General features: G+C 66.5%; 15 protein-coding genes and 1 pseudogene. 4 read left to right on the top strand and 12 right to left on the bottom strand.

The window, feature by feature from the left end:
• Positions 1-4: 4 nt before the first annotated feature.
• The 4 genes from DB31_RS32035 to DB31_RS32020 all read right to left on the bottom strand — a co-directional run bounded on the left by DB31_RS32035 (position 5) and on the right by DB31_RS32020 (position 4,281).
• The gene (locus tag DB31_RS32035) at positions 5-1,261 is read right to left on the bottom strand and encodes a type VI secretion system protein (protein ID WP_044194593.1); all 1,257 of its coding nucleotides are present in this window, start codon (positions 1,259-1,261) and stop codon (positions 5-7) included.
• Complete coding sequence (locus DB31_RS45415; RefSeq protein ID WP_052420419.1) at positions 1,258-2,043, bottom strand: DotU family type IV/VI secretion system protein; 786 nt, start codon at positions 2,041-2,043, stop codon at positions 1,258-1,260. The genes DB31_RS32035 and DB31_RS45415 overlap by 4 nt, the downstream gene beginning before the upstream one ends.
• A 5-nt stretch (positions 2,044-2,048) precedes the next feature.
• Positions 2,049-3,365, bottom strand: coding sequence for a type VI secretion system baseplate subunit TssK (tssK, locus tag DB31_RS32025; RefSeq protein ID WP_075306329.1), 1,317 nt, complete (start codon positions 3,363-3,365; stop codon positions 2,049-2,051).
• A gap of 76 nt (positions 3,366-3,441) precedes the next feature.
• Positions 3,442-4,281, bottom strand: a complete 840-nt coding sequence (locus DB31_RS32020) for a hypothetical protein (RefSeq protein ID WP_044194588.1) — start codon at positions 4,279-4,281, stop codon at positions 3,442-3,444.
• A gap of 194 nt (positions 4,282-4,475) precedes the next feature.
• Here DB31_RS32020 and DB31_RS45410 point away from each other — a divergent pair, with 194 nt between their 5' ends.
• Positions 4,476-6,632 (top strand): family 43 glycosylhydrolase, encoded by a 2,157-nt coding sequence (locus tag DB31_RS45410; protein ID WP_052420418.1) that lies wholly within the window; start codon positions 4,476-4,478, stop codon positions 6,630-6,632.
• A 24-nt stretch (positions 6,633-6,656) separates the two neighbouring features.
• Here DB31_RS45410 and DB31_RS32010 read toward each other — a convergent pair whose 3' ends face one another.
• Complete coding sequence (locus DB31_RS32010; RefSeq protein WP_044194586.1) at positions 6,657-6,926, bottom strand: hypothetical protein; 270 nt, start codon at positions 6,924-6,926, stop codon at positions 6,657-6,659.
• A gap of 449 nt (positions 6,927-7,375) precedes the next feature.
• Here DB31_RS32010 and DB31_RS50830 point away from each other — a divergent pair.
• Positions 7,376-11,248, top strand: a pseudogene (locus tag DB31_RS50830) (Kelch repeat-containing protein); the annotation flags it as partial.
• A gap of 284 nt (positions 11,249-11,532) precedes the next feature.
• Here the strand turns inward: DB31_RS50830 and DB31_RS50065 are convergent.
• Genes DB31_RS50065 through DB31_RS31975 form a run of 3 tightly spaced genes read right to left on the bottom strand, consistent with a single transcriptional unit; the run spans position 11,533 to position 12,835 of the window.
• A complete protein-coding gene (locus DB31_RS50065; protein WP_044194573.1) occupies positions 11,533-11,934 on the bottom strand; it encodes a DoxX family protein in 402 nt (133 codons plus the stop codon).
• Positions 11,935-11,936: 2 nt separating this feature from the next.
• On the bottom strand, positions 11,937-12,503 hold the full coding sequence (locus tag DB31_RS31980) for an SRPBCC family protein (protein WP_044194570.1): 567 nt from the start codon (positions 12,501-12,503) through the stop codon (positions 11,937-11,939).
• The gene (locus tag DB31_RS31975) at positions 12,500-12,835 is read right to left on the bottom strand and encodes an ArsR/SmtB family transcription factor (RefSeq protein WP_044194567.1); all 336 of its coding nucleotides are present in this window, start codon (positions 12,833-12,835) and stop codon (positions 12,500-12,502) included. Before DB31_RS31975 ends, DB31_RS31980 begins: the two co-directional genes overlap by 4 nt.
• A gap of 239 nt (positions 12,836-13,074) precedes the next feature.
• Between DB31_RS31975 and DB31_RS45405 the strand changes: the two genes are divergently transcribed.
• Positions 13,075-14,268, top strand: a complete 1,194-nt coding sequence (locus tag DB31_RS45405; protein ID WP_052420417.1) for an RICIN domain-containing protein — start codon at positions 13,075-13,077, stop codon at positions 14,266-14,268.
• A 32-nt stretch (positions 14,269-14,300) separates the two neighbouring features.
• Here the strand turns inward: DB31_RS45405 and DB31_RS31960 are convergent, their stop codons facing one another.
• Together DB31_RS31960 and DB31_RS45400 are read right to left on the bottom strand one after the other, a co-directional pair.
• The gene (locus DB31_RS31960; protein WP_052420416.1) at positions 14,301-16,364 is read right to left on the bottom strand and encodes a sensor histidine kinase; all 2,064 of its coding nucleotides are present in this window, start codon (positions 16,362-16,364) and stop codon (positions 14,301-14,303) included.
• A gap of 165 nt (positions 16,365-16,529) precedes the next feature.
• Positions 16,530-17,639 (bottom strand): sensor histidine kinase, encoded by a 1,110-nt coding sequence (locus tag DB31_RS45400; RefSeq protein ID WP_169787126.1) that lies wholly within the window; start codon positions 17,637-17,639, stop codon positions 16,530-16,532.
• Between the two features lie 320 nt (positions 17,640-17,959).
• Here DB31_RS45400 and DB31_RS50825 point away from each other — a divergent pair, with 320 nt between their 5' ends.
• On the top strand, positions 17,960-18,175 hold the full coding sequence (locus tag DB31_RS50825) for an ATP-dependent helicase HrpA (protein ID WP_169787120.1): 216 nt from the start codon (positions 17,960-17,962) through the stop codon (positions 18,173-18,175).
• Between the two features lie 433 nt (positions 18,176-18,608).
• On the opposite strand, the gene DB31_RS31945 is transcribed toward DB31_RS50825, so the two are convergent.
• Both DB31_RS31945 and DB31_RS31940 read right to left on the bottom strand, forming a co-directional pair.
• A complete protein-coding gene (locus DB31_RS31945) occupies positions 18,609-19,028 on the bottom strand; it encodes a VOC family protein (protein WP_044194565.1) in 420 nt (139 codons plus the stop codon).
• A 216-nt stretch (positions 19,029-19,244) separates the two neighbouring features.
• Positions 19,245-20,555 (bottom strand): monooxygenase, encoded by a 1,311-nt coding sequence (locus DB31_RS31940; protein WP_240486976.1) that lies wholly within the window; start codon positions 20,553-20,555, stop codon positions 19,245-19,247.
• Positions 20,556-20,568: the final 13 nt, after the last annotated feature.

Raw genomic sequence — 20,568 nt, 5'->3', positions numbered from 1 at the left:
GGGCTCAATGGGTGGGAGGAGGGGGCGCGTCATCGAAGGTCGAGGCGCCGTTGCGGATCGGCTGGGGCGGAGGGGCGTCGTCGAAGGCGAGGGCCTTGCCGAGCGTGCGGCCTGGGCGGCGCCGGGCTTGAGCCGGCTTCTGCGGTGGGGGCGGCTCGGAGACTTCAGGGGGGCTTGCCACAGTGACTGCGGGGGGCGGTTCCGGGAGCGGCTTAGGAGCACGCGTGCTCTTCCACAGCAGGCCCAGCACGAGCGCCGCCAGCAGCACGCAGACGGCGAGCGCGCCCTGCAGCAGGCCCACACCCCTCCGGTTGCGGCGCGCGGCCTCGGCATCCGGGCTGGCCAAGCCGCTCTCGGGGAAGGCCTTGCGCTCCAGCAGGTGGGTGATGAAAGCGGGCGTGCGAGGAGCCCCACCCAGCCCGGCGGCGCCTTGCGGCACGGGGTCGCCGCAGAAGTAGATCCCTCGCAGCAGGGCCGGCTGGGCGAAGGTGGAGGATTGGAAGAGGACGTCGAGCAGCCGGCTCACCGGCCGCGCGAGCGCGCGCAGCTCGGAGGGGAAGAGGAACGCGGACTCCCGGTCCGCCTGCGCTCCTTGCCCCGCTGCGAGCAGCTCGAGCTGGAGGGCGCAGAGCTCTTGGTGGATGACCTGGAAGGCCGTGTCCACCCAGGCGGGAGAGTAGGGCTCCTGGGGCGAGGCGGGGCTGGACCAGCCGAGCATCTCGTCCCGCCTGTGCGGCGGCAGGGTGCGGCAGAAGGCGGCGAAGCCGGGGATCAGATCCGACTGGGTGATGACGACATACACGGGCGCGCGCACGCCCAGCTCGCTGCGCAGGGCTTGCAGTCTCTCGAAGAGGCCCTGCGCCATGCGCTCCAGCCCCACGTCATCCAGGGCCTGCGGGCCCGTCAGGCGCGAGGCGGGCACCGTCAGCATCAGCCCGTCCACGGGCCGCTGGCCCCGGAGCTGCTTCAGGCTCCGGAGGGCGTCCTGCCACTCTGGCGTGGGTTGCTCCGTGAGGCCGGGCATGTCGAGCACCACGCCCTGGTCGAAGAGCCAGACGCCCCAGCCGCCGGCCTCCAGCTCCTTGCGCGTAGGAGAGCCATAGGGGCGGCGCAGGTGGGCACCCGCCGCCAGCGAGGTGCGGCCCGAGCCCGGCTCGCCCACGAGCATCAGCCAGGGCACCTGGTAGCGGCGCTCGCGGTGCTTGCCGGTGGCGCCCAGCCGTTGCAGCGCCGTGTGGAGAGAGGTGGAAGGTGCGCTCATGGGTGCGTCTCCGGGAGAGAGGAGGAAATGGCCGTGGGGGAAGGAGGCGAGGACGGGGAGAGCGCCAGCACCAGGCTGGTGGAGACGGCGCCCACGAGCACGGTGGCGATGGCCGCGGCCCAGGGCCACCGGCGCGCGAACCGCCGATCCGTCCGCTCGTCCCGGGTGTGGGCGTAGGCCTCGTCCACCAGGTGCTGGGGGCGGGTGTCCGGCTCGGGCGGCCGCTGGAAGACGAGCGCGAAGAGCTGGCGCTGCAGATCCTGGAGAAGGGCCTCGCTGCCGAGCCCTCGGTACCGGCCCTCGAAGCCCAGCGAGAGCGCCATCAGGTACACCCCTGCGAGCTCGGCGCGCGCGGGATCCCGCTCTCGCAGCAGCCGCTCCACGTCCGCGAAGATGCGATCACCGGCCTCGTGCGTGCCGAAGAGCTCATCCTCCAGCAGGTGCTGCTGCCACGCTTCCCGGCCGTACCACTCCGTGTGGACGAGCAGCTCGTCGGCGAAGGAGGTGAGCACATAGCGGCACTCCTCGAGGTGGCGCTCCAGCAGCGAGCCGCGGGGAGCGCCCGCGAGGCCCGTCTGCTCCTGGATGCGCTCCCGCAGCCTTCGCCAGATCTCGTCGATGCTGGGGCCCGGCGGAGCCTTGGCCGTGAAGCGGCTGGGGACGGACAGCGCCTGGAGTTGCTGGCGCAGCTGAAGGAGCTCCGCGAACAGCTCGCGGGCTCTCGAGACAAGAGGAGAGGCTCCGAGCGCCTCGGCGCCGGTGGGCAGGGCAGAGTGTGTCATGGCGTTTACCTGTCGTTGCGAATGAGCAGGAAGACCTCGGCGGGGGCATGCACTTCGCCCGGCTCGAGGATGTTCTCGAGCACCAGCCGCTCATCCGGGCGGATGAAGGCGGAGCTGGACTCCAGGGAGAACAGGAGCGTGCCGGAGCGGGGCACCAGGCCCGGCCGGCTGTCGATGAGCTCGCGGCGGGCCCCGAGCGTGCGCGTCTCCCGCATCACCCGGTGGCGGCTCTCCGAGCCGATGCGGCACCCCGCCATCCACCCGAGCACCTGCTGGCGCGTCGTCCCCGCCCGGCCGTGCACCTCGAGCACCAGCTCGCGGTCCGTCCACTGGGGCAGGATGCGCGTGCTGAAGCCGCCACCCTCGGGCGTGAGCTGGACGCGGGTGTAGGCCTCCGAGACGCCTTGCTCCAGCGTGCTCTCGATGAAGGAGAGGACCGCCTGGAAGGAGCGCCGGAGGTCCAGGTGCTCGTAGGCGGGGAAGGCCGGAGGGATGCGGCCCTCGCTCAGGGGGGCGAGGTGTCCGGCCAGCGCGCACAGCGCCAGGTAGAGGCTGAAGGGATGGGCGGTGCCCGTGCGGAGCACGGCCTCGAAGGCCGGGAGCCCGGCCACGAGCCAGCGCAGCAGGTGCGGGCCCCCGGCGAGCTGCGCGGACTCGGCCTCCTGGGTGTGGAGCTGCTCCACCAGGCTGGTGGCCTTCTGCCGGATGCGCAGGGCGAGCCGATCACACCCCTCCGCCAGCGGAGAGTCGAAGGGCACCGTCAGCAGCGGGGGCAGGTAGTCCTCCACGGCGAAGGCTTCGTGCTCGCGGCGGACCTCGAGCAGCGGGAGCGCGCAGTAGCCGGCGGGAGGCGGGCCCGCGAACAGCGCGAGCCGTGGCTGGAGCTGAGCAATGCGCAGCGGCAGGCTGCCTGTGCTCTCGTCGGCGAGCGGCTCGCTCGTGGTGGAGATGAAGCGGCTGGGGCCGGGGGCGCTGCCTCTCTCGGAGGCCACCGCGACATGCAGGCGTATGGGACGCTGCCAGTCCACCCCCTGCAGGCCATGGAGCGCCAGCCGCAGCTCGCCCGCCTCGCCCATCCGGTGGGAGAGGATGAGCCCATCCGGAAGCACCGCCTCCAGCTCCTGCAACTGGAGCGTGCCTGCGGCCAACAGCGAGCGATCATACTGGAGCTGGCGCACGCCCCAGTGGAAGGGCATGGCCAGGCTGAGGTGGAGCTGAAGGAGGGCCTCGTGGCGGCGGTCCTGCTGCTGAAAGTGCTGAGGCGCGAGCAACATCCCTTCGTGCCACTGCACCGCAGCGGGAAGATCGTGAGCGTGAGTCATGAGTTCTGTCCCCGGGCCGGTGAAGAAAACCGGCCTCAAAAATCACAGAGACCGCTCGAGTCCGTTGTGACGCCGCTCACCAGGAGACGCGTGCCGAGATGATGCGGTGCACGCTGGAGCTGTCCGTGCTGTGGCCCTCTTGGACGGTCACCACATTGCCGCTGGGCCGCCAGGCCAGGATGTGGCTGACGTTGTCGCTGAAGCCGACGAAGTCCGGCAGCGGGTTGTAGCCGGTGGCGATCGGGTAGTTGGCGGCCAGCCCCTGGGACGTGGTGTTGAGATCCCCGGCGATGATCACCACCCCATCCGTGGCGAGCACCTGGGCCTGGGCCTGCTGCAGCAGGCCGCTGTTCTCCATCACCAGGTAGGCATCAATCAGCCCATTTCCCGGCATGGTATAGCCTGGCGCCAGCGCGGGTACTCCCAAGGGCGCATGCCAGGTGATCAGCATGGCCGTGGAGCCACCCACTGTGAGGACCGCGTAGGCCGGCGGCCGGTGCGTCGTCGCAGTCTGCGCCGTGGCCTGGAGATGCCCGGGCAAGCTGGCGATCCATCCGTTGAGCGCGGGATCCGTGGCGTAGTCCCAGAGGGTCAGCGGCGTGTTCACCACGACGCCGTTGTGCACCAGGCAGATGTGGCCAGCCCCTCCTCCCGTGGTCAGCTCGGGCTGGTGGGCCGCCGGGCGCTGGTAGGCTGGGCCGACGCTGACCCCCGTCGCGGGCGTCGCGGGGTCCGTATCGAGCATGCTCGAGATGGAACCACCCGCCGCTTGCTGGGCCTCCTGGACCAGGAAGACATCCACGTCTGGGGCCGCCGGATAGAGTCCGGCCAGGACCGGTTGGACCGCCTGGAGCTCGACGGCCTTCTGCTGGCTCTCGCCAGTGCTGTTCCACGAGACGATACGAAGAGAGGGCATGCGGGGCTCCGTGAGGGTTTTCCTCGCCGGAGTCGCCTCTCCGCGCCTGTGACCCGCGTCCGCGGCGCCGCTTGCTGGCCAGCCCAGGGGCAGGGTCTCCAAACCTGGGTTTCTATGATGTCTTGTTTTTCTTGTTTTGATTGACGTGGCACCCGGATTTGCTCTTCGATGGGCGCCTCTCCAGGAGGACTCCCATGGTGATCCCCTCGCGCCTTCAAGCCACCTCGTGGAAGGCCGCTGTGCTGCTGCACGTGATGGTGTGCGGCCTATTCTTGCTCATCGCGCCGCGTGCCCACGCATCGGGGACGTTCGTCAACCCGCTGAACACCAGCGCGGACCCGTGGATGCAGTACCACAATGGCTACTACTACCTGGCCACCACCCAGGGGAGCTCGATCAAGATCTGGAAGGCGGCGTCGATCTCGGGCCTGCTGACAGCCTCTCCGACGACCGTGTGGACCGGGTGCTGCAACGTCTGGGCAGCCGAGTTCCACCTGCTCAATGGTCCCAACGGCCTCCGCTGGTACCTCTACTACACCAAGGACGACGGGGTTGACGTCAACCACCGCATGTATGTCCTGGAGAGCAGCGGGACGGATCCGCTCGGCCCCTACACGGACAAGGGCCGGATCGCGACTGATCCCAACAACCAGTACTACGCCATCGACGGCAGTGTCCTGCGCAAGAGCGACGGCTCGCTGTACTTCCTATGGGCCGGGCACCCGGGGCACCTGCTCTACATCGCACCGATGAGCAACCCGTGGACCATCAGCGGCGCCCGGGCCAACCTCCCCGCGTCTGGCTTTGGATGCACCGAGGTGCGTGAAGGCCCGGTGGTTCTCCAGCGCAACGGCCGGATCTTCCTGACCTACTCCGCCTGCGATACGGGCAAGCCGGACTACAGGCTCGGCATGCTCACCGCCAACGAGAGCAGCAACGTGATGAACCCCGCCTCCTGGACACAGACGGCCGTCCCGGTGTTCCAGCGCAACGATGCCAACGGGGCCTTCGGGCCCGGGCACCATGGGTTTTTCAAGTCGCCCGATGGGACCGAGGACTGGATCATCTATCACGCGAAGACCACCGCCGAGTTCACGTACAACGGCCGCACGACCCGCGCGCAGCGCATCACCTGGAACTCCGACGGGACGCCGAACCTCGGCAGCCCGGTGTCTCTCGGCGCCACGCTGACCAAGCCCTCGGGAGACAACGGGCCCAGCCCCATCACGCTGAACGACAACGCCACCGGCACGGGCCTCCAGCAGTTCGAGTACACCGGGAGTTGGAACTACGGACCTTCCTGCGGGGTCGGCTGCTATCAGGGGGATGATCACTACTCCAACACCGCCAACGCCTCCGTGCAGGTGCGCTTCAACGGCACGCAGATCGTCCTCTATGGCGCGAAGGATCCCTCCCACGGCATCGGGGCGGTCTCGATCGATGGGGGGCCGGAGACGCTCGTGGACTTCTACCAGTCACCGCGCCAGGGCCATCAGGCCATGTACATCAGCCCCGTGCTCAGCCCTGGCCCGCACACGCTCAAGCTCCGTGTCACCGGCACCAAGAATGGGGCCTCCGGTGGCTACTACCTCACGATCGATCGGGTCGACATCAGCGCCAGCGCGACCGACGCCACCCGGTACGAGGCCGAGCACGCGCAGTTGACGAATGCCCGTGTCGCCGCCATCGCGAGCGCGTCGAATGGGCAGAAGGCTGGGTACATCGACTCCGCGGACAGCGCGGTGCGCTTCACCGTCAACGTCCCCAAGGCCGGCACGCACGCGGTGACCGTGCGTTATGGCAATGGCTGGGGCGCTAGCAGCCACAATGTCTCGGTCAACGGGGGTGTGCCCTTCAGCGTGAACTATGCCAACAACGGCGTGGATGTCTGGACGTCGCTAACGCTGCAGGTCCCCCTGAACGCTGGGAACAACACGCTCTCCTTCACGAAGGGCAGCAACTTCACCGAGCTGGACTACCTCGAGCTGCCCCGCTACGAGGCCGAGAACGCGACGATCTCTCGCGCCGCGATCGCCTCCCACGCCAGCGCGTCGAACGGCCAGAAGGTCGGCTACATCGACTACGCGGACAGTTTCGTGGAGTTCCGGGTCAATGTCCCCAGCGCGGGCACCTATACCCTGCGCACGCTCTACAGCAATGGCTGGGGGAGCAGCAGCCACAACATCTCGGTCAATGGAGGCGCTTCCTTCAGCCAGAGCTATGCCAACAATGGCGTCGATGTCTGGACGGCGGCCACCACCACCGTGAACCTCAACGCGGGCACCAACACGATCCGTTTCACGAAAGGGGCCCAGTTCACAGAGCTCGACTACATCGAGGTCTATCGGTAGGAGTCCTCGCTCCTCAGGGCTGAACTACTTGCTGGGTACCACGCCACTGAACTCCGCCTTGGCTCCACGCGTCCACTCCTCGGTGCCATTGGGGACGGGCTGAGCGGGCACGAGGACGGGCTTGGGGGGCACCTGCGAAGTGTCCTCCGGTGGCCTGAGGAACATGGAGGGGACGCCGGTGTCCATCAATAGCGAGCCGGCGGCCGCCACGCCGTTGACCTCGATGGTGGCCGGTGCCGGGGACCAGTCCCCCTGGATGTCCGGGCTCGGCGTCAGCTCGAAGAAGGGGCGCAAGCCTGGGCTGGATGGGGCGGGGTTGCTGCGTCGCACCTTGGCGTTGGACGTGTTCGCGAGTCCTGGCTGTGAGGCTCCCGTAGACTCCCTCACGAGTAGGTGGACGGAAGCCAAGCCTGGAGGTACTCGGCGCGGACCCCGTGTCTTAACGTTGAGGCATCTGGCCCCCCACCTGCAGCGGCGCATGTCTCAAGGCTCTCGCACCTCCGAGACTCCGAGCGGTTGACGCGTCAACGAGCGCGCTGGCGCGTCAACGAGCGCGCTGGCGCGTCAATTGGCGCGTCAGTTGTGTCCGGGCGCCTCCGAGCCCAGCCCGAAGCGGGGGATCCCCTGGCGCCCAGTGCCGAGCCGATAAGCCCCGAACTGCTGTTCGCGGAGCATGGGCACCCCAGGTCCATCGCTTGCATTCACGGAGGATGAACTCGCCCTCTGGCTTTTAGCGGACTCCCGTGACCGATTTTCCCTCCCCTCCCCGCGGCTCAGGTTTCAGCAGCAACCGCAGTTCCCTCTCTCGTTCCAGGCCGCCCGCTTTGCTCGCCTCACCTCGTTCCGAACTGAAGCACGTGGCGTGGCTTGCCCTGGCCTCGGTATGGCTGTGGCTTGCTTGCAGTGAGGCACCGCAGGCTGGAGGTCAAGTGCTGCCTCCGAGGCATCTGCAGGCACAGGCGCTCTCCTCTGGACAGTGGAATTACACGGGGGATATGGCCTCCGCTCGCTATGGCCACACGGCGACCCTGTTACCATCCGGAAAAGTCCTCATCACCGGGGGATATGGCAGCATCGCCAACCTGGCCAGCGCAGAGGTGTACGACCCGGCCACGGGCGTCTGGAGTTCCACCGCCTCCATGGCCGCCATACGCGAGTTCCACACGGCGACCGTATTGCCCTCCGGGAAGGTCCTCGTCACCGGAGGGGGATTTGTCTACAACACCCTGGCCAGCGCGGAGGTGTACGACCCAGCCACGGGCACCTGGAATTCCACCGCCTCCATGGCCTTTGCTCGCTCTCACCACACGGTGACCCTGTTGCCCTCCGGAAAGGTCCTCGTCACCGGGGGCTATGACGCCACCTCCTGCTTGGCCAGCGCGGAGGTGTACGACCCGGCCACAGGCACCTGGAGTTCCACTGCCTCCTTGGCCTCTGCTCGCTGTCGCCACACGGCGACCCTGTTGCCCTCCGGAAAAGTCCTCGTCACCGGGGGAGATATCGACAACAGCCCTATAGCCAGCGCGGAGGTGTACGACCCGGCCACGGGCACCTGGAGTTCCATCACCTCCATGGCCTCCGCTCGCTATGGCCACACGGCGACCCTGTTGCCCTCCGGAAAGGTCCTCGTCACCGGAGGGAGATTTGGCAACAGCCCTCTGGCCAGCGCGGAGGTGTACGACCCGGCCACAGGCACCTGGCGTTCCACCACCTCCATGGCCTCCGCTCGCTATGGCCACACGGCAACCCTGTTGCCCTCTGGAGGGGTTTTCGTCACCGGGGGGATTGGCAGCGACGGCACCCTGGCCAGCGCGGAGGTGTACGACCCGGTCACGGGCACCTGGAGTTCCACCACCTCCATGGCCTCCACGCGCGAGTTTCACACGGCGACCCTGTTGCCTTCCGGAGGAGTTCTCGTCACCGGGGGATATGGCGGCAATGGCCTCTGGGCAACCGCGGAGGTGCACGCCCCGGCCACGGGCGCCTGGAGTTCCACCACCTCCATGGCCTCCACGCGCGAGTTCCACACGGCGACCCTGTTGCCCTCCGGAAAGGTCCTCGTCACCGGGTACGGTTTCCCGGTCAGCGCGGAGGTGTACGACCCGGCCACGGGCGTCTGGAGTTCCACCGCCTCCATGGCCTCTGCTCGCTCTCACCACACGGCGACCCTGTTGCCCTCTGGAAAGGTCCTCGTCACCGGGGGCTATGGCGCCACCTCATACTTGGCGAGCGCGGAGGTGTACGACCCGGCCACGGGCATCTGGAGTTCCACTGCCTCCTTGGCCTCTGCTCGCTGTCGCCACACGGCGACCCTGTTGCCCTCCGGAAAAGTCCTCGTCACCGGGGGCTTTCGTGACAACAGCACCCTGGCCAGCGCGGAGGTGTACGACCCGGCCACGGGCACCTGGCGTTCCACCACCTCCATGGCCTCCGCTCGCTCTAGCCACACGGCGACCCTGTTGCCCTCCGGAAAAGTCCTCGTCACCGGGGGAGATAACGACAACATCCCTCTGGCGAGCGCGGAGGTGTACGACCCGACCACGGGCGCCTGGAGTTCCACCACCTCCATGGCCTCCACGCGCGAGTTCCACACGGCGACCTTGTTGCCCTCCGGAAAGGTCCTCGTCACAGGAGGCAGTGACCCCACCCACCGCCCCGCCAGCGCGGAGGTGTACGACCCGGCCACGGGCACCTGGAGTTCCACCATCTCCATGTCCTCCGCTCGCTATCGCCATACGGCGACCTTGTTGCCCTCCGGAAAGGTCCTCGTCACAGGAGGCAGCGGCCCCGCCAGCGCGGAGGTGTACGACCCGGCCACGGGCGCCTGGAACTCCACCACCTCCATGGCCTCCGCTCGCTATCTCCACACGGCGACCCTGTTGCCCTCCGGAAAAGTCCTCGTCACCGGGGGGTATAGCTGGGGCCCTTCCCTGGCCAGCGCGGAGGTGTATGAAGACACGGGAGCTCGCCAGGAATGGCGCCCTGTCATTACCCCGCTCGCCGAGCAACATCCGGGCGAGGAATTCCGTATCAGTGGGAGCCTCTTGCGAGGCCTCTCGGAGGCCAGCAGCGGTAATACCCAGAGTTCTGCCACGAACGCGCCCGTCGCCAGCCTTATCGCGCTGGAAGGAGGAAAGCTGACGCGTATCCAGGCTTTGGACTTATTCTCTGACACGGAAATATCCTTCCGGACACCCTGGGTTGCGAATGGCCATTACATCCTCTCCGTGACGGCCAATGGCATCCACGGTGGGCAGTTGGTGCTCATCACGGGGCCTGCTCCTTCAGCGCCTGCCATTACCTCACCTATTTCCTGGGCCAATACCTCGAAGCCCACCATCAGCGGCACCGCGAGGCCCGATAACACGGTGGACGTGCGGCTGGACGGAAGCCTTGCAGGCACAGTTCAGGCCGACTCACAGGGCCTTTGGAGTGTCACCCCAGCCAGCGCATTGGCGGAGGGCCCGCACAGCGTCTCGGCCTTCGAAATCGATGCGATAGGCAACATCGGTCCTGACTGCGAGGAACACCGTTTCACGGTGGACACCCTCCCGCCAGAAACACCCGTGATCACCGCGCCAGGAGCATTCACTAACACACTCACCCCTGTTATTGCAGGTACGGCCGAGCCCGGCACCACCGTCACGGTGTCGCTGGATGCAGACAAGACGAGAGGCACCGTCCCGGTGGATACCCTGGGAGCTTGGAGTTTCACCCCTCCAGCACTCGTCAATGGACTCCACCTGTTCAGAGTCACCGCCACCGATGCGGCGGGCAATCTCAGTCCCCCAGCCTTGAACAGCTCCTTCTTCACGGTCGACACCGTGCCCCCTCGAGCGCCCGTGGTAACGCTTCCGCCCGCAGGCTTCAACAACGGTCTGCCCGTCATCGAGGGCACGGCGGAGGCGGAGAGCCAAGTCACCGTGTGGCTCGGTGGGAGCATGGCAGGCACCACCGTGGCGGATGCAACGGGGAGTTGGAGATTCACCCCGGGCACGGTTTTGCCCGATGCTGCCTACCTGATCACGACCGCCGCCCGGGACAAAGCAGGCAATCTCAGCCCTGGCTCCGAGGCACTCTGTTTCACGGTCGACACCACTCCTCCACCAGCGCCCGTGATGACTTCGCCCGGGAACTTCGTCTCTACATCCAGACTCACGATTAGCGGCAAGGCTGAGACTGGGAGCACGATTACGGTGTCTCTGGATGATATGACTTTCGGCACCGTGAAGGCAGACGTGACAGGGGCCTGGAGTTTCACTCTGAGCACTGCGATCAACGACGGAGTCTACTCAGCCAGGACCTTCGCCACGGACATGGTCGGTCATATCAGCTCCACTTCAAGCCGATCCTTCACAGTCGACACCGTGCCGCCAGCCGCGCCCGCTGTGATTGAGCCTGCAGCCTTCGTCGATACCCCCACCCCCAGCATTGGCGGCACTGCAGAGGCGGGCAGCACGGTGAAATTCTGGCTGGATGATGATGAGTCGCAGGCCGCGACGGCCAGCGCGGGCGCTGATGGCACTTGGCACTCCATGCTGACCACCCCGTTGGCGTTCAGGGACCACACCCTCTCCGCCATCGCCATCGATGCGGCGGGCAATACCAGCACCATCTCCCAGTCTCGTTTCAACCTTCCTCAGCAGAGCCATTACGGCTGGGAGGGGTGCACCACTGCCCCCGCGCTCCCCGCCACCTGGGCCTTGGTGCTCCTGGCCTTATCTCTGCGCAATCCGCGCAACCCGCTGGGCTCCCGTCAGTGCCGGCGCACGCCTGTCGTGTTCGCGAGCAACGAGTCACGCAGTGCATGGGCCCAGTCCCTGGACTCAGGCCAAAGGAGGCCTCGACCGCTGCGAGCGACAGGTCCACGTCGAACCGGCCGTGTCGCGTGGAGCTTCTCTCAGGCGGCCGCGCGGCCAGGCACGCTCGCCGGCGTGGCCTGGATGCGGCGCCAGAGGAAGTACGAGAGCCCCCAGAGCACGCCGGTGGCCGCTGCCCAGCCCCACGCCTGCGGGCCATCGCCCACCGAGAAGTGGGCAACGAGCGCGGAGACGAGGGTGATGGCGAAGCCGGCGTAGGCCCACTCCTTGAGCCGCGCCGACACTGGTGCAAGCAGCAGCGCCACGCCGAGGAACTTGGCCCACGAGAGCTCCACCCGGAAGTATGCGGGGAAGCCGAGGTGGGTGAACGCCTCCGCCACCTGCGGCAGTTGCAACTGCGCATAGGCGGTGAAGCCTATCTGCAGGCAGAAGAGCGCGGTGGCGATCCAGAAGCCGATGACCATTCCTTTGGAGCGGGGCATGTTCAGGTCCGCGGGAGAGGGGGAAAACCAGGAGTCTCAACGCCGAACTGCTGGGCGTACTCGGCGTGCAATCGCTGCCAGCCGTCGAACTTCAGGGCGTCGGCGGCGACGAGGCGGCCGATGGGCTCGCCTGCGAGGAGCCCATCGAGCACGTCGAGGCAGATGTGCCAGCCCGCAGCGCCCATCGCAATGAAGCGGCGATCAATGTTGTGCCAGAGCGTGAGCCGGGTGCCTTGGCCTGCCAGCGGCTCCAGCTCCCAGCGGATGTCCTGTCCCCCCCAGCTGTACTCCAGCAGCTTGGGCGCATCGGCCCGCTTCACCTGGGTCTCGGAGACCATCGGCGTTGGCGCCCCCACGGTCGAGAGCCTGGCGGTGCCCACGGCCCCGAGGCTCCGGTCCGAATCGAACGGAGCCCATTCGCGGAGGTGCTCGGGGTCCGTGATCGCCTCCCAGACCTTGGCAGGAGGGTGGCGGAGGTCTCGGACGAGCACGAGCGTCCACTTCTCCCCCTCTTTTTGGACCTTGGCGCCGGCTGCGGCACCCGGTGTGTATTTCTCACGACGGTTCATCGCTTCTTCCCTTTCTTGGGCGGCAACTGATCCATGCGATCCAGGTGGCGTTCGAGTGCATCGACGTGGGCGGACCAGAAGCGCCGGAAGGGAACCAGCCAGGCGTCCACCTCCATGAGGGGCTCGGGCCGGATCCGGTAGACGCGGCGCTGCGCGTCGACGCGCGCCTCGACGAAGCCCGCCTCGCGCAACACGCGCAGGTGCTTGGAGACCGACGGCTGGGGCATCTGGAGCTGCTGTTCAATCTCCCCCACGGACCTCTCCGAGGAGGCCAGCAGGCTCAGGATCGCCCGGCGGTTTGGCTCGGCGATGATGTCGAAGGCAGATTCCACAAGCGGTATATGCCCGATGGAGTATATGCGTGTCAAGACATACTCTGAGGTGAAGAAGGCCGTGCCCGGGGGCGGCAGGCCTCCAGCTCCCTACGTCACACGCCGATGACGAGGCTCAACGTGTTCGCCTGCGTGAGGTGTTGCTCGCCTTGGAGGCGGCGGGCTTGACGGCGCTCCGTGGGATCAGAGGGGGCCCCACCTTCGGCCACGGACGCGCTTGGTTGGGATTAGGATGAGGCATGCACTCTCCCAAATGGCTCCTCCTGGCCGCCCTGGCATTCGCTTGCGTCGCCTCCGCGGCCAGCCCCGTTCCCACCTACCAGACCCAGACCCTCGAGGGCTGGACGGTTCGCATCGATGACCGCCTGCTGACAGCGGCGAACAAGCCCGTGACGGACAAGGCCCTGGTGATCCTGGCGGCGCAGCTCAAGGAGATCGTCCGGATCGTCCCTGCGGGCCCCGTGGCTCAGCTCCGCAAGGTGACGCTGTGGCTGTCGCCGCCCTATCCCAACGAGGAGCCGGTGGCTCGGTACCATGCTGCCGAGGACTGGATGATCCAGAATGGTCGCACCCGGGCGATGGTGAAGAGCATCGAGTTCTCGAACGTCTTCATCTTCGAGAAGGAATCCAAGCGGATGCCCCTGTTCGTGCTCCACGAGCTCAGCCACGCCTATCACGACCAGGTGCTCGGCGAGCACGCCGGCCTCGCGGCTGCCTATGCGCGCGCGGTTGCAAGCAAGAGCTACGACTGCGTGGAGCGCTGGCGTGGGCCCGGGGTGCCCAACACGTTCCAGCGTGCCTATGCCATGAACGACGAGTGGGAGTTCTTCGCGGAGAACTCGGAGGCGCTCTTCGGCCGCAACGACTTCTATCCCTTCACACATGAAGAGCTGGGCAAGCACGACCCGGGCATGCTCGCGCTGCTCCAGCAGGTGTGGCAGGTGCCCACGCCCACGACACCCACCCCGCCCACGACACCCACCCCGCCGCCGGTGTCCGCCGCCTTCGATGCCCGCTGCTACTACCGGCTGACGACCCAGGCGCAGGGCGATGGCATGTCGCTGGACATCTTCTATGACGGCAAGGCCAACAACGTGCCCATCCTCGCCAAGACACGCAATGTCTGGGGACAGATGTGGAAGCTGACTCCGGAGGCCAACGGCTTCTACCGACTGACGACCCAGTGGCGTGGGACCAGCCTGTCCCTGGCCAACACCGCCGGCAATCGCCCCCTCCTCGTCAACTCGGCGGCTGTTCCGGAGCAGCGATGGAAGCTGACTCCGGAGGCCAACGGCACCTACCGGCTGACGACCCAGGCGCAGGGCGATGGCATGTCGCTGGAAATCGTCAATGACGGCAAGGCCAACAACATCCCCATCCTCGCCAAGACAGGCAATGTCTCGGGGCAGCTGTGGAAGGTGACCCCCCAGTGAGCCCTCGTGAATAGAGTGGAGGATCGTCTCCATCAACGGGCCCTCCTCGCCTGAAGCGGAAGTTCGACGGTAAACGTGGCGCCCCTCCCCAGCTCGCTCTCCACGCAGATGGTGCCCCCGAGGGCTTCCACAATCTGACGCACGATCCACAGCCCGAGCCCAAAGCCTCCGAAATGGCGGGTGGGCACCGCCCGCTCGAAGCGCTGAAAGATGCGCTCCTGGTCCTCCGGGGCGATGCCGATCCCCAGGTCCCGAACCTGGATGAGGGCCGACTCGCCGTCGCTCGTGGCGGAGACCGTCACCGGCTTCCCTTTGCCGAACTTCAGGGCATTGCTGACCAGGTTCGTCATGATCTGATCCACGCGAATTCTGTCCCACTCCCCTATCAGCGAGGCGGGCACATTCACCTCCAGCGGTGTCTTCGTCTGCTCCGCTTCGGCTCGGAATCGTGCTGTCACCTCGGAGATGAGCTCCAAGAGGTCCACCCGCTCGATCTCCAGTTTGAAGTCATGGCCACTGAGCCGGGAAACATCGAGCAAGCCATAGACAAGCAACTTGAGCCGGTGGACCTGTCGGCCAAGGGTCTCGAGCTTCCGCCTCAGCTTCGAGGAGTCCAACTTGTCCGTCCGCTCCTCGCGTGCGTCCTGGGTCAGGCTCTGAAGGTGAAGCTGGATGGGAGTCAGCGGCGTCCTCAGTTCGTGACTGGCAATGGAGAGAAACTCATCCCGAATGCGGATGGCCTGCTGCGCCTCGCTGTAGAGCCGGGCATTGTCCACCGCATGGGCGGCCCGCTCGGCAAGCTCCTGGGCAAGAAGCAGATCATCAGTCGTGTACCTCCGCCCCGGCTCCGTCAATCCAAAGCTGAGCACTCCAATGGTCCTTCCTCGTGCGAGCATGGGCACCGCCATGTACGAGCGGACACCGAGCTGCCGCATGAGCGTGGCGTGCTCCGCATCCTGGGGTCGTGCGGCAATTGCCTCGTGAGTCGTCTCAGGCAGGAACTCGGACTGCCCTGTGCGAAAGACCCGAGGGACGGGGTGTGACGAGTCCCACGTCATGGGCTGACGACGGTCCAGCTCCCGCAGGAGGTTCTCCTTGACCGCGTCAATATGAGCAGTCGCTGCGCGAGTGATCCGTCGTTCGTCATCGGCCACGTCCACGACACAGAAGTCCGCGAGACTCGGGAGCGCCAGGCTTGCCAGGCGGTTGAGCGTGAGGGTGAGCTCCAGCGAGGCACCCAGCAACGCACTGGCCTCCCCCAGGAATCGCGCACGGCGTTCGGCCTCCTGTAGTTTCTGTCTCGCCCGAATCTGCTCTGTCACCTCGAACGCGAAGGTGACGATGCCATCCACCTTTCCGTCGAGCCCGAGAAGCGGCTGGTAGACGAAGTTGAAGAAGCGCTCCTCCGTCAGCTCGCCTTCACCCATATGGAGCCGAGCGGGCATCTCGTTTCCGTGAAAGGCCTCTCCTGAGGCGAAGACGCGGTCCATCAGCTCGAAGAATGGCTGTCCTTCCAGCTCAGGGAGCGCCCTGCGAATGCTCTGGCCCGCCAGCTCCCTCTTGCCCACCAGCCGCAGGTACGAAGGATTGGCCAGCTCAAAGACATGGTCGCTCCCCCGCGTCAGGCAGATGGGCATGGGCAGCTGCATGAAGACCATTCCCATGAAGTCATCCCTTGCCGTCAGGGTGGCATCGGCACGTCCGAGTTCAGTCAGTAGCCGTTCGTCCGTCTGCTGACGCTCACGCAGAAAGAGATTCACCAGCGCCTGCATCCGTTCTTGACGCTCGCTGAGCAACTTCTCATCGACGGTGAGCCGCTCCTGATGAAGGGCGGCAGCCTGCTGGGTACGCTCCTGCCCGAGCGCTCGAAGGTGTTCCCACGAAGAACCCCCCTCCAGCGTTCCGTCCGCCTGCTCCCGCGCCTCGTCGAGCGCTTCGTCGGCACGCCCACGAGCCTCCCGGACGCCTGCATCCGCGTCCTTCACGATGGACGCCTCCCGCCTGCCAAACTCCTGGTCGGTCTTTTGACGCTCGACGTACAGGCTTCGGTCGGTCTGTTGGCGTTCCGGCTTGGGTCTTGGGAGCTTGGGCAGCATCGTCGTCATCCTGGGAAAATAAGGTGCCAATACCCAGGAACACGCGCACAGGCTCCGGGCACCTCAAGTCGGGGGGCCTGGCCAGCAGTGAGCAGCCGACCGGCGCTCGATGGGATGCTCTCCTCCAGACACCTCTCGCCATCCTCTTCTCTCAGCCGGAGGGCTCTACCGCGACTCGGTAGGGGCACCCTGAAGAGTGAACGTGAAGGTGCTGCCCACGCCCGGCTGACTCTCGGCCCAGATACGCCCACCGTGAGCTTCCACAATGCACTTGGAGATGTAGAGGCCGAGCCCCATCCCTCGCCGATCCCTGCTTTGGGCTTGCCAGAAACGCTCGAATACGGCGTCGAGTTGATGGCTCGGGATTCCCGCGCCGGTGTCCGTTACAGAGCAGTGAACCTCGTGGCCCAAAGACTCCAATCGGATCGAAATCCTGCCTCCTGGCTTGGTAAACTTGATGGCATTGCTCAACAGGTTGGCGAGGACCTGAAGGACACGCTCATGGTCAAATTTCGCCTTCAAATCCTTCCCGCGGATCTCCACGGAGAGAGAGAGGCCCTGGGCAGTGGCCAGAGGGTGGAACGCCTCGGCTGACTCCCGCACAAGCGCGGTTGCATCCTGCAATACTGGGACGACGAGGAGCTTGCCCGCCTCGATACTGGCCACATCCATCAAGTCTCCGAGCAGCCGGTTCAACCGCGCCGTGAAGCGCTCGATCTTCTCGAGGCCTTGTACGGTCCTCCTGCCCGCCTCATCTTCAGCGACGTTCCGCTTGAGAAGGGTCGCCTGCAAAGCGATCCCCGCAAGAAGCGTGCGCGCGTCGTGGCTGACCATCCCCAGGAAATCATCCCGCGTCGCAAGCCCTTCATCGGAGCGCGCCCGCTCCAAGAGGAGGCGCGTATCCGTTTCCTTTCGTTCCAGGCAGAGGAGGGCAGCCAACGCGCGCTTGCCCTCCACGCGCTCGGCCTCCATTTCCGCGTCAGAAGCCTCACGCTCCCCCTGCAAGGCTGCATCCTCGTGTGCCCGCTCTCGGTCAACGCTCTCACGTGCTTCTGGGGACGCCTTGCTCCGCGCCAGCTTCACATCCGCGATGTCGCGGGCCTCTTGGGAAAGCTGATCAGCCATTCCCCGGGCCGTCTGGACAGAGGCGTCTGACGCTTCTTCAGTCGCACTCTGCGTCTTACTGTATTCACGGTCGGAGTGCTCCCGCTCCGAGCGCAGGCTTTCGTCCGTGTGGGACCGCTCAGGTTGCGGAGTTTTTTCTTTCTGCGCCATGGAGAACCCCTTAGCAGGAACCGACGGGAGCGTGTCCCGCATGCAGCGGCTCGCAGTGCGGAACGTCAGCCTCATCCCAGTCCCTGCCTGTCTTGGCAGGCAGGTGTGTATTGGCGCGCAGGGAGATGCCCTCCAGGGAGGCGCACTGGGGCTGTTTTCGGGGAGGGAGCCGGACGTCCACCTCCGTCCGTAGGGGACGGCGGCCGCCTGATCACCGGCGTTGTAGAGGTGGCAGCGCCCGCATCATCGGCGGTGTGACGTGTCAGAGGTGAATGGCGACTCTGGCTTCGCCTCAGGCAGCGGCCAGCAAGGAGCCGCTGATGGAGAAGAGGCCGCGAGTAGACTGGGCCGAGTTGCTCAGCAGGACGTTCGACTTCGAGGTGTTCGCCTGCGTGAGGTGTGGAGGTAGACGGCGAGTGCTGGCGTACGTGAACGAGGCGGGAGGAGTGCGAGCGATTCTGGAGCACCTGGGCCTGCCCACGGCAGGTGTGAGGCTGGCCCCAGCGCGCGAGCCCCCTCAGGCCGCGGGGTGTTGAGGCTCAAGCCGCCAGGGCCAAGAGAACCAAGCCCCTGCCGCGCACCTCATGGGAGGGCGGCCAGGGCCGGCGTGTACTCGAAGGGGCTGCGCGGCTTCTCCACCCGCTTGGCTCACTGCTCGGGCGGCCCCCGTCAGCGGTCCTCCAGGGCACCTCCGCTCCAGCCCTCACCCTCCACATGGCCTCTATCCCGCCTATACGCATACGCTTCCACTTGCCGATCCACGTCTTGCTCATGTCGTTTCCGTCTCCAGTTTGGTCCTTTTGGGGTCCCAAAAACCGGATTGGGTCCCAAAAATGCGAGCGCCGCCCCCGTTCTTAGAGGGCGGCGCCTTGAGAGCGGCGGGTTGCTCTACTTGGAAGCGGCGGCAATCGAACCCGCCGCCCGAGCTTCTGGCGAGAGTGCGCTCACTGTGTCGAGCGCGGCTTCCACTCAGCTCTTGGGAATCGGTGCGGTCACCATCCAGTTCACGCCGAACTGATCGCTGACCACGCCGAACACGTCACCCCAAGGCGCATCGATGACCGGCTGGATGACCTTGCCCTGGGCGGCGAGCGCATCGAAGGAGCGCCGAAGCTGGGCGGCATCACTGAAGTTCAGCGCGATACTCACGGCGCCGCCCACCGGCAGAGCGCCTTCGCCCGGGCCATCGCTCATCATCACCCGGGCTTCTCCCACGCGGAGCTCCGCGTGCATCACCAGGTGCTTCTGTGCCTCGGGACAGCTCTGGTTCACGTCGCCGAAGCGCTGCATCGCCGTGGTCTTGGCTCCCAGCGCCTGCTCATAGAAGGGGATGGCGCGCGCGGCGGCGCCGTTGAGGATGAGGTAGGGAGTCGCAGTCAGGATCGTCATGGCTTGCTTCCTTTCAGGTGAGCCCACGCCCACCCCATGAGGTTCTCAAGCTCAGACTCCTCGCCGTGGGAAAAGTCATCGGTCGCCCCACATTTTTTCTCCGTGACGCGGGCCGCCAGGAAGGCCGCCCTAGCGGAAGATGCTGGGCCACCACTTCCAGCGGCAGCTGCAATGGCCCACCTCGTCTGGGGAGGGGGTGCGTGGAGCGAGCCCACCTCAACGCACGGTTGTCTTCTTGGGTGTCATATAGAGGATGCCCAGGCACATCTCGTCGTGGGTGCCTTCGCCCCAGTGGGTGTCCACCGCGCCTGGAGCGCTGTTGTCCCAGTGGCACTCGACGGTGAGCCGATCTCCAGGCATCAGCTCGCGCGGCTCCCTCAGCCGGTAGCTGTTCTGCCAACTGAAGTTCCAGCGAGGAATGTCCAACAGGCACTCCGTTCCTCCCGCCTGGCGGAGCACCTCCAGCCGCGCGCGCGTGCCCAGCGTGTGCATGTGCAGCGCGGCCGTGTGCAGGGTGAGGGGCTCCCCGTTGGGCACCGCCCCCCGCGTCACGGCCTCCAGCACCGAGGAGGGCTCGGACGTCCAGCGGTGCATGACATCGGCCTGGCCCGCGGGAATGTCCATGGTCTTGTTCAAGACCCAGGAGGCATCGGTCCACAGCAGCATGTACGCGGGGGTGTCGACCCGCTCATCCAGCTTGAACTGCAGCGAGGATCGGTCCGGGCTCGGGGCCGCGCTGTGGGTGTTGTAGTGGACCTGAAGGACGATCTTGGAGCCGGGCTGGATCTCCAGCCCCGTCCGCTCGGGGTAGTCTCCGCCCATGGCTCCGGGCGCCCAGGCTCCCAGCCACACTTGCGCGCCTTTGCCCCCAGGCCCACCGAAGCAGGTGTAGCCCGGACCCGGCTCCGCGTTGTCCAAGGCCTGCACCTGGGCCACCTCCTCGGGGCGGATCAGGTACGCGATGAGATGGTGGATCTCCGCCAGGGTGCCGGGCTTGCCGTTGAACCCGGTGATGTATTGGGCCCGCTCATGGGGCCAGTCGAGGATGAAGCAGCGGTAGTCATCTGGCGCCTTCTGGGGCGTGTACTCGAGGGGCATCCGCAGCTCGAGGTCCACGCGAGACAGTCCCACCGGTGGGCTCGGCGCAACGGGTCGGGCGTCACGCACGCTGCCCTCGGGAGCGCCGGCGTCTACCCAGCGGGTGATCAGGGTGATCTGCTCCTCGGAGAGAGAGAGGTCGTCGAGGTACTCCGCGCAGCCGGGCCCAGGCTGCCAGGGAGGCATGCGGCGCGAGCTCACGGCCTCGCGGATCTCCGCTCTCCGCTCGAAGACCTGCGCGTGGCTCTGGAGCGCGAACGGAGCGATGCCGCCCTCGACGTGGCAGCCTCCACACCGCTCCTGCATGAGCGGCGCAACGTCCCGGTGCCAGGTGAGGGAAGGCGCAGGCTGCTCGGAGGCACAGGCCGCGAGCATCATCGCGGCCAGCATCCACCCCTGCTTCGCGAGCCTTCTCCAGGTCTGCCGCATGATTCGCCCCCCT

The sequence above is a fragment of the Hyalangium minutum genome (genome assembly GCF_000737315.1).
Classification (GTDB): domain Bacteria; phylum Myxococcota; class Myxococcia; order Myxococcales; family Myxococcaceae; genus Hyalangium; species Hyalangium minutum.
Note: the sequence above shows the minus strand (reverse complement) of the source record. Positions and strands in the feature narration are given on the sequence as shown.

Excerpts from the sequence above, each read along its gene's own strand:
- DB31_RS45415 (WP_052420419.1), bottom strand. The coding sequence starts at position 2,043 with ATGACACACTCTGCCCTGCCCACCGGCGCCGAGGCGCTCGGAGCCTCT.
- DB31_RS31945 (WP_044194565.1), bottom strand. The coding sequence starts at position 19,028 with ATGACGATCCTGACTGCGACTCCCTACCTCATCCTCAACGGCGCCGCC.
- DB31_RS45410 (WP_052420418.1), top strand. The coding sequence starts at position 4,476 with ATGGTGATCCCCTCGCGCCTTCAAGCCACCTCGTGGAAGGCCGCTGTG.
- DB31_RS32020 (WP_044194588.1), bottom strand. The coding sequence starts at position 4,281 with ATGCCCTCTCTTCGTATCGTCTCGTGGAACAGCACTGGCGAGAGCCAG.
- DB31_RS50825 (WP_169787120.1), top strand. The coding sequence starts at position 17,960 with ATGGAGAAGAGGCCGCGAGTAGACTGGGCCGAGTTGCTCAGCAGGACG.
- DB31_RS45400 (WP_169787126.1), bottom strand. The coding sequence starts at position 17,639 with ATGGCGCAGAAAGAAAAAACTCCGCAACCTGAGCGGTCCCACACGGAC.
- DB31_RS32035 (WP_044194593.1), bottom strand. The coding sequence starts at position 1,261 with ATGAGCGCACCTTCCACCTCTCTCCACACGGCGCTGCAACGGCTGGGC.
- tssK (WP_075306329.1), bottom strand. The coding sequence starts at position 3,365 with ATGACTCACGCTCACGATCTTCCCGCTGCGGTGCAGTGGCACGAAGGG.
- DB31_RS31940 (WP_240486976.1), bottom strand. The coding sequence starts at position 20,555 with ATGCGGCAGACCTGGAGAAGGCTCGCGAAGCAGGGGTGGATGCTGGCC.
- DB31_RS45405 (WP_052420417.1), top strand. The coding sequence starts at position 13,075 with ATGCACTCTCCCAAATGGCTCCTCCTGGCCGCCCTGGCATTCGCTTGC.
- DB31_RS31960 (WP_052420416.1), bottom strand. The coding sequence starts at position 16,364 with ATGCTGCCCAAGCTCCCAAGACCCAAGCCGGAACGCCAACAGACCGAC.
- DB31_RS50065 (WP_044194573.1), bottom strand. The coding sequence starts at position 11,934 with ATGCCCCGCTCCAAAGGAATGGTCATCGGCTTCTGGATCGCCACCGCG.
- DB31_RS31980 (WP_044194570.1), bottom strand. The coding sequence starts at position 12,503 with ATGAACCGTCGTGAGAAATACACACCGGGTGCCGCAGCCGGCGCCAAG.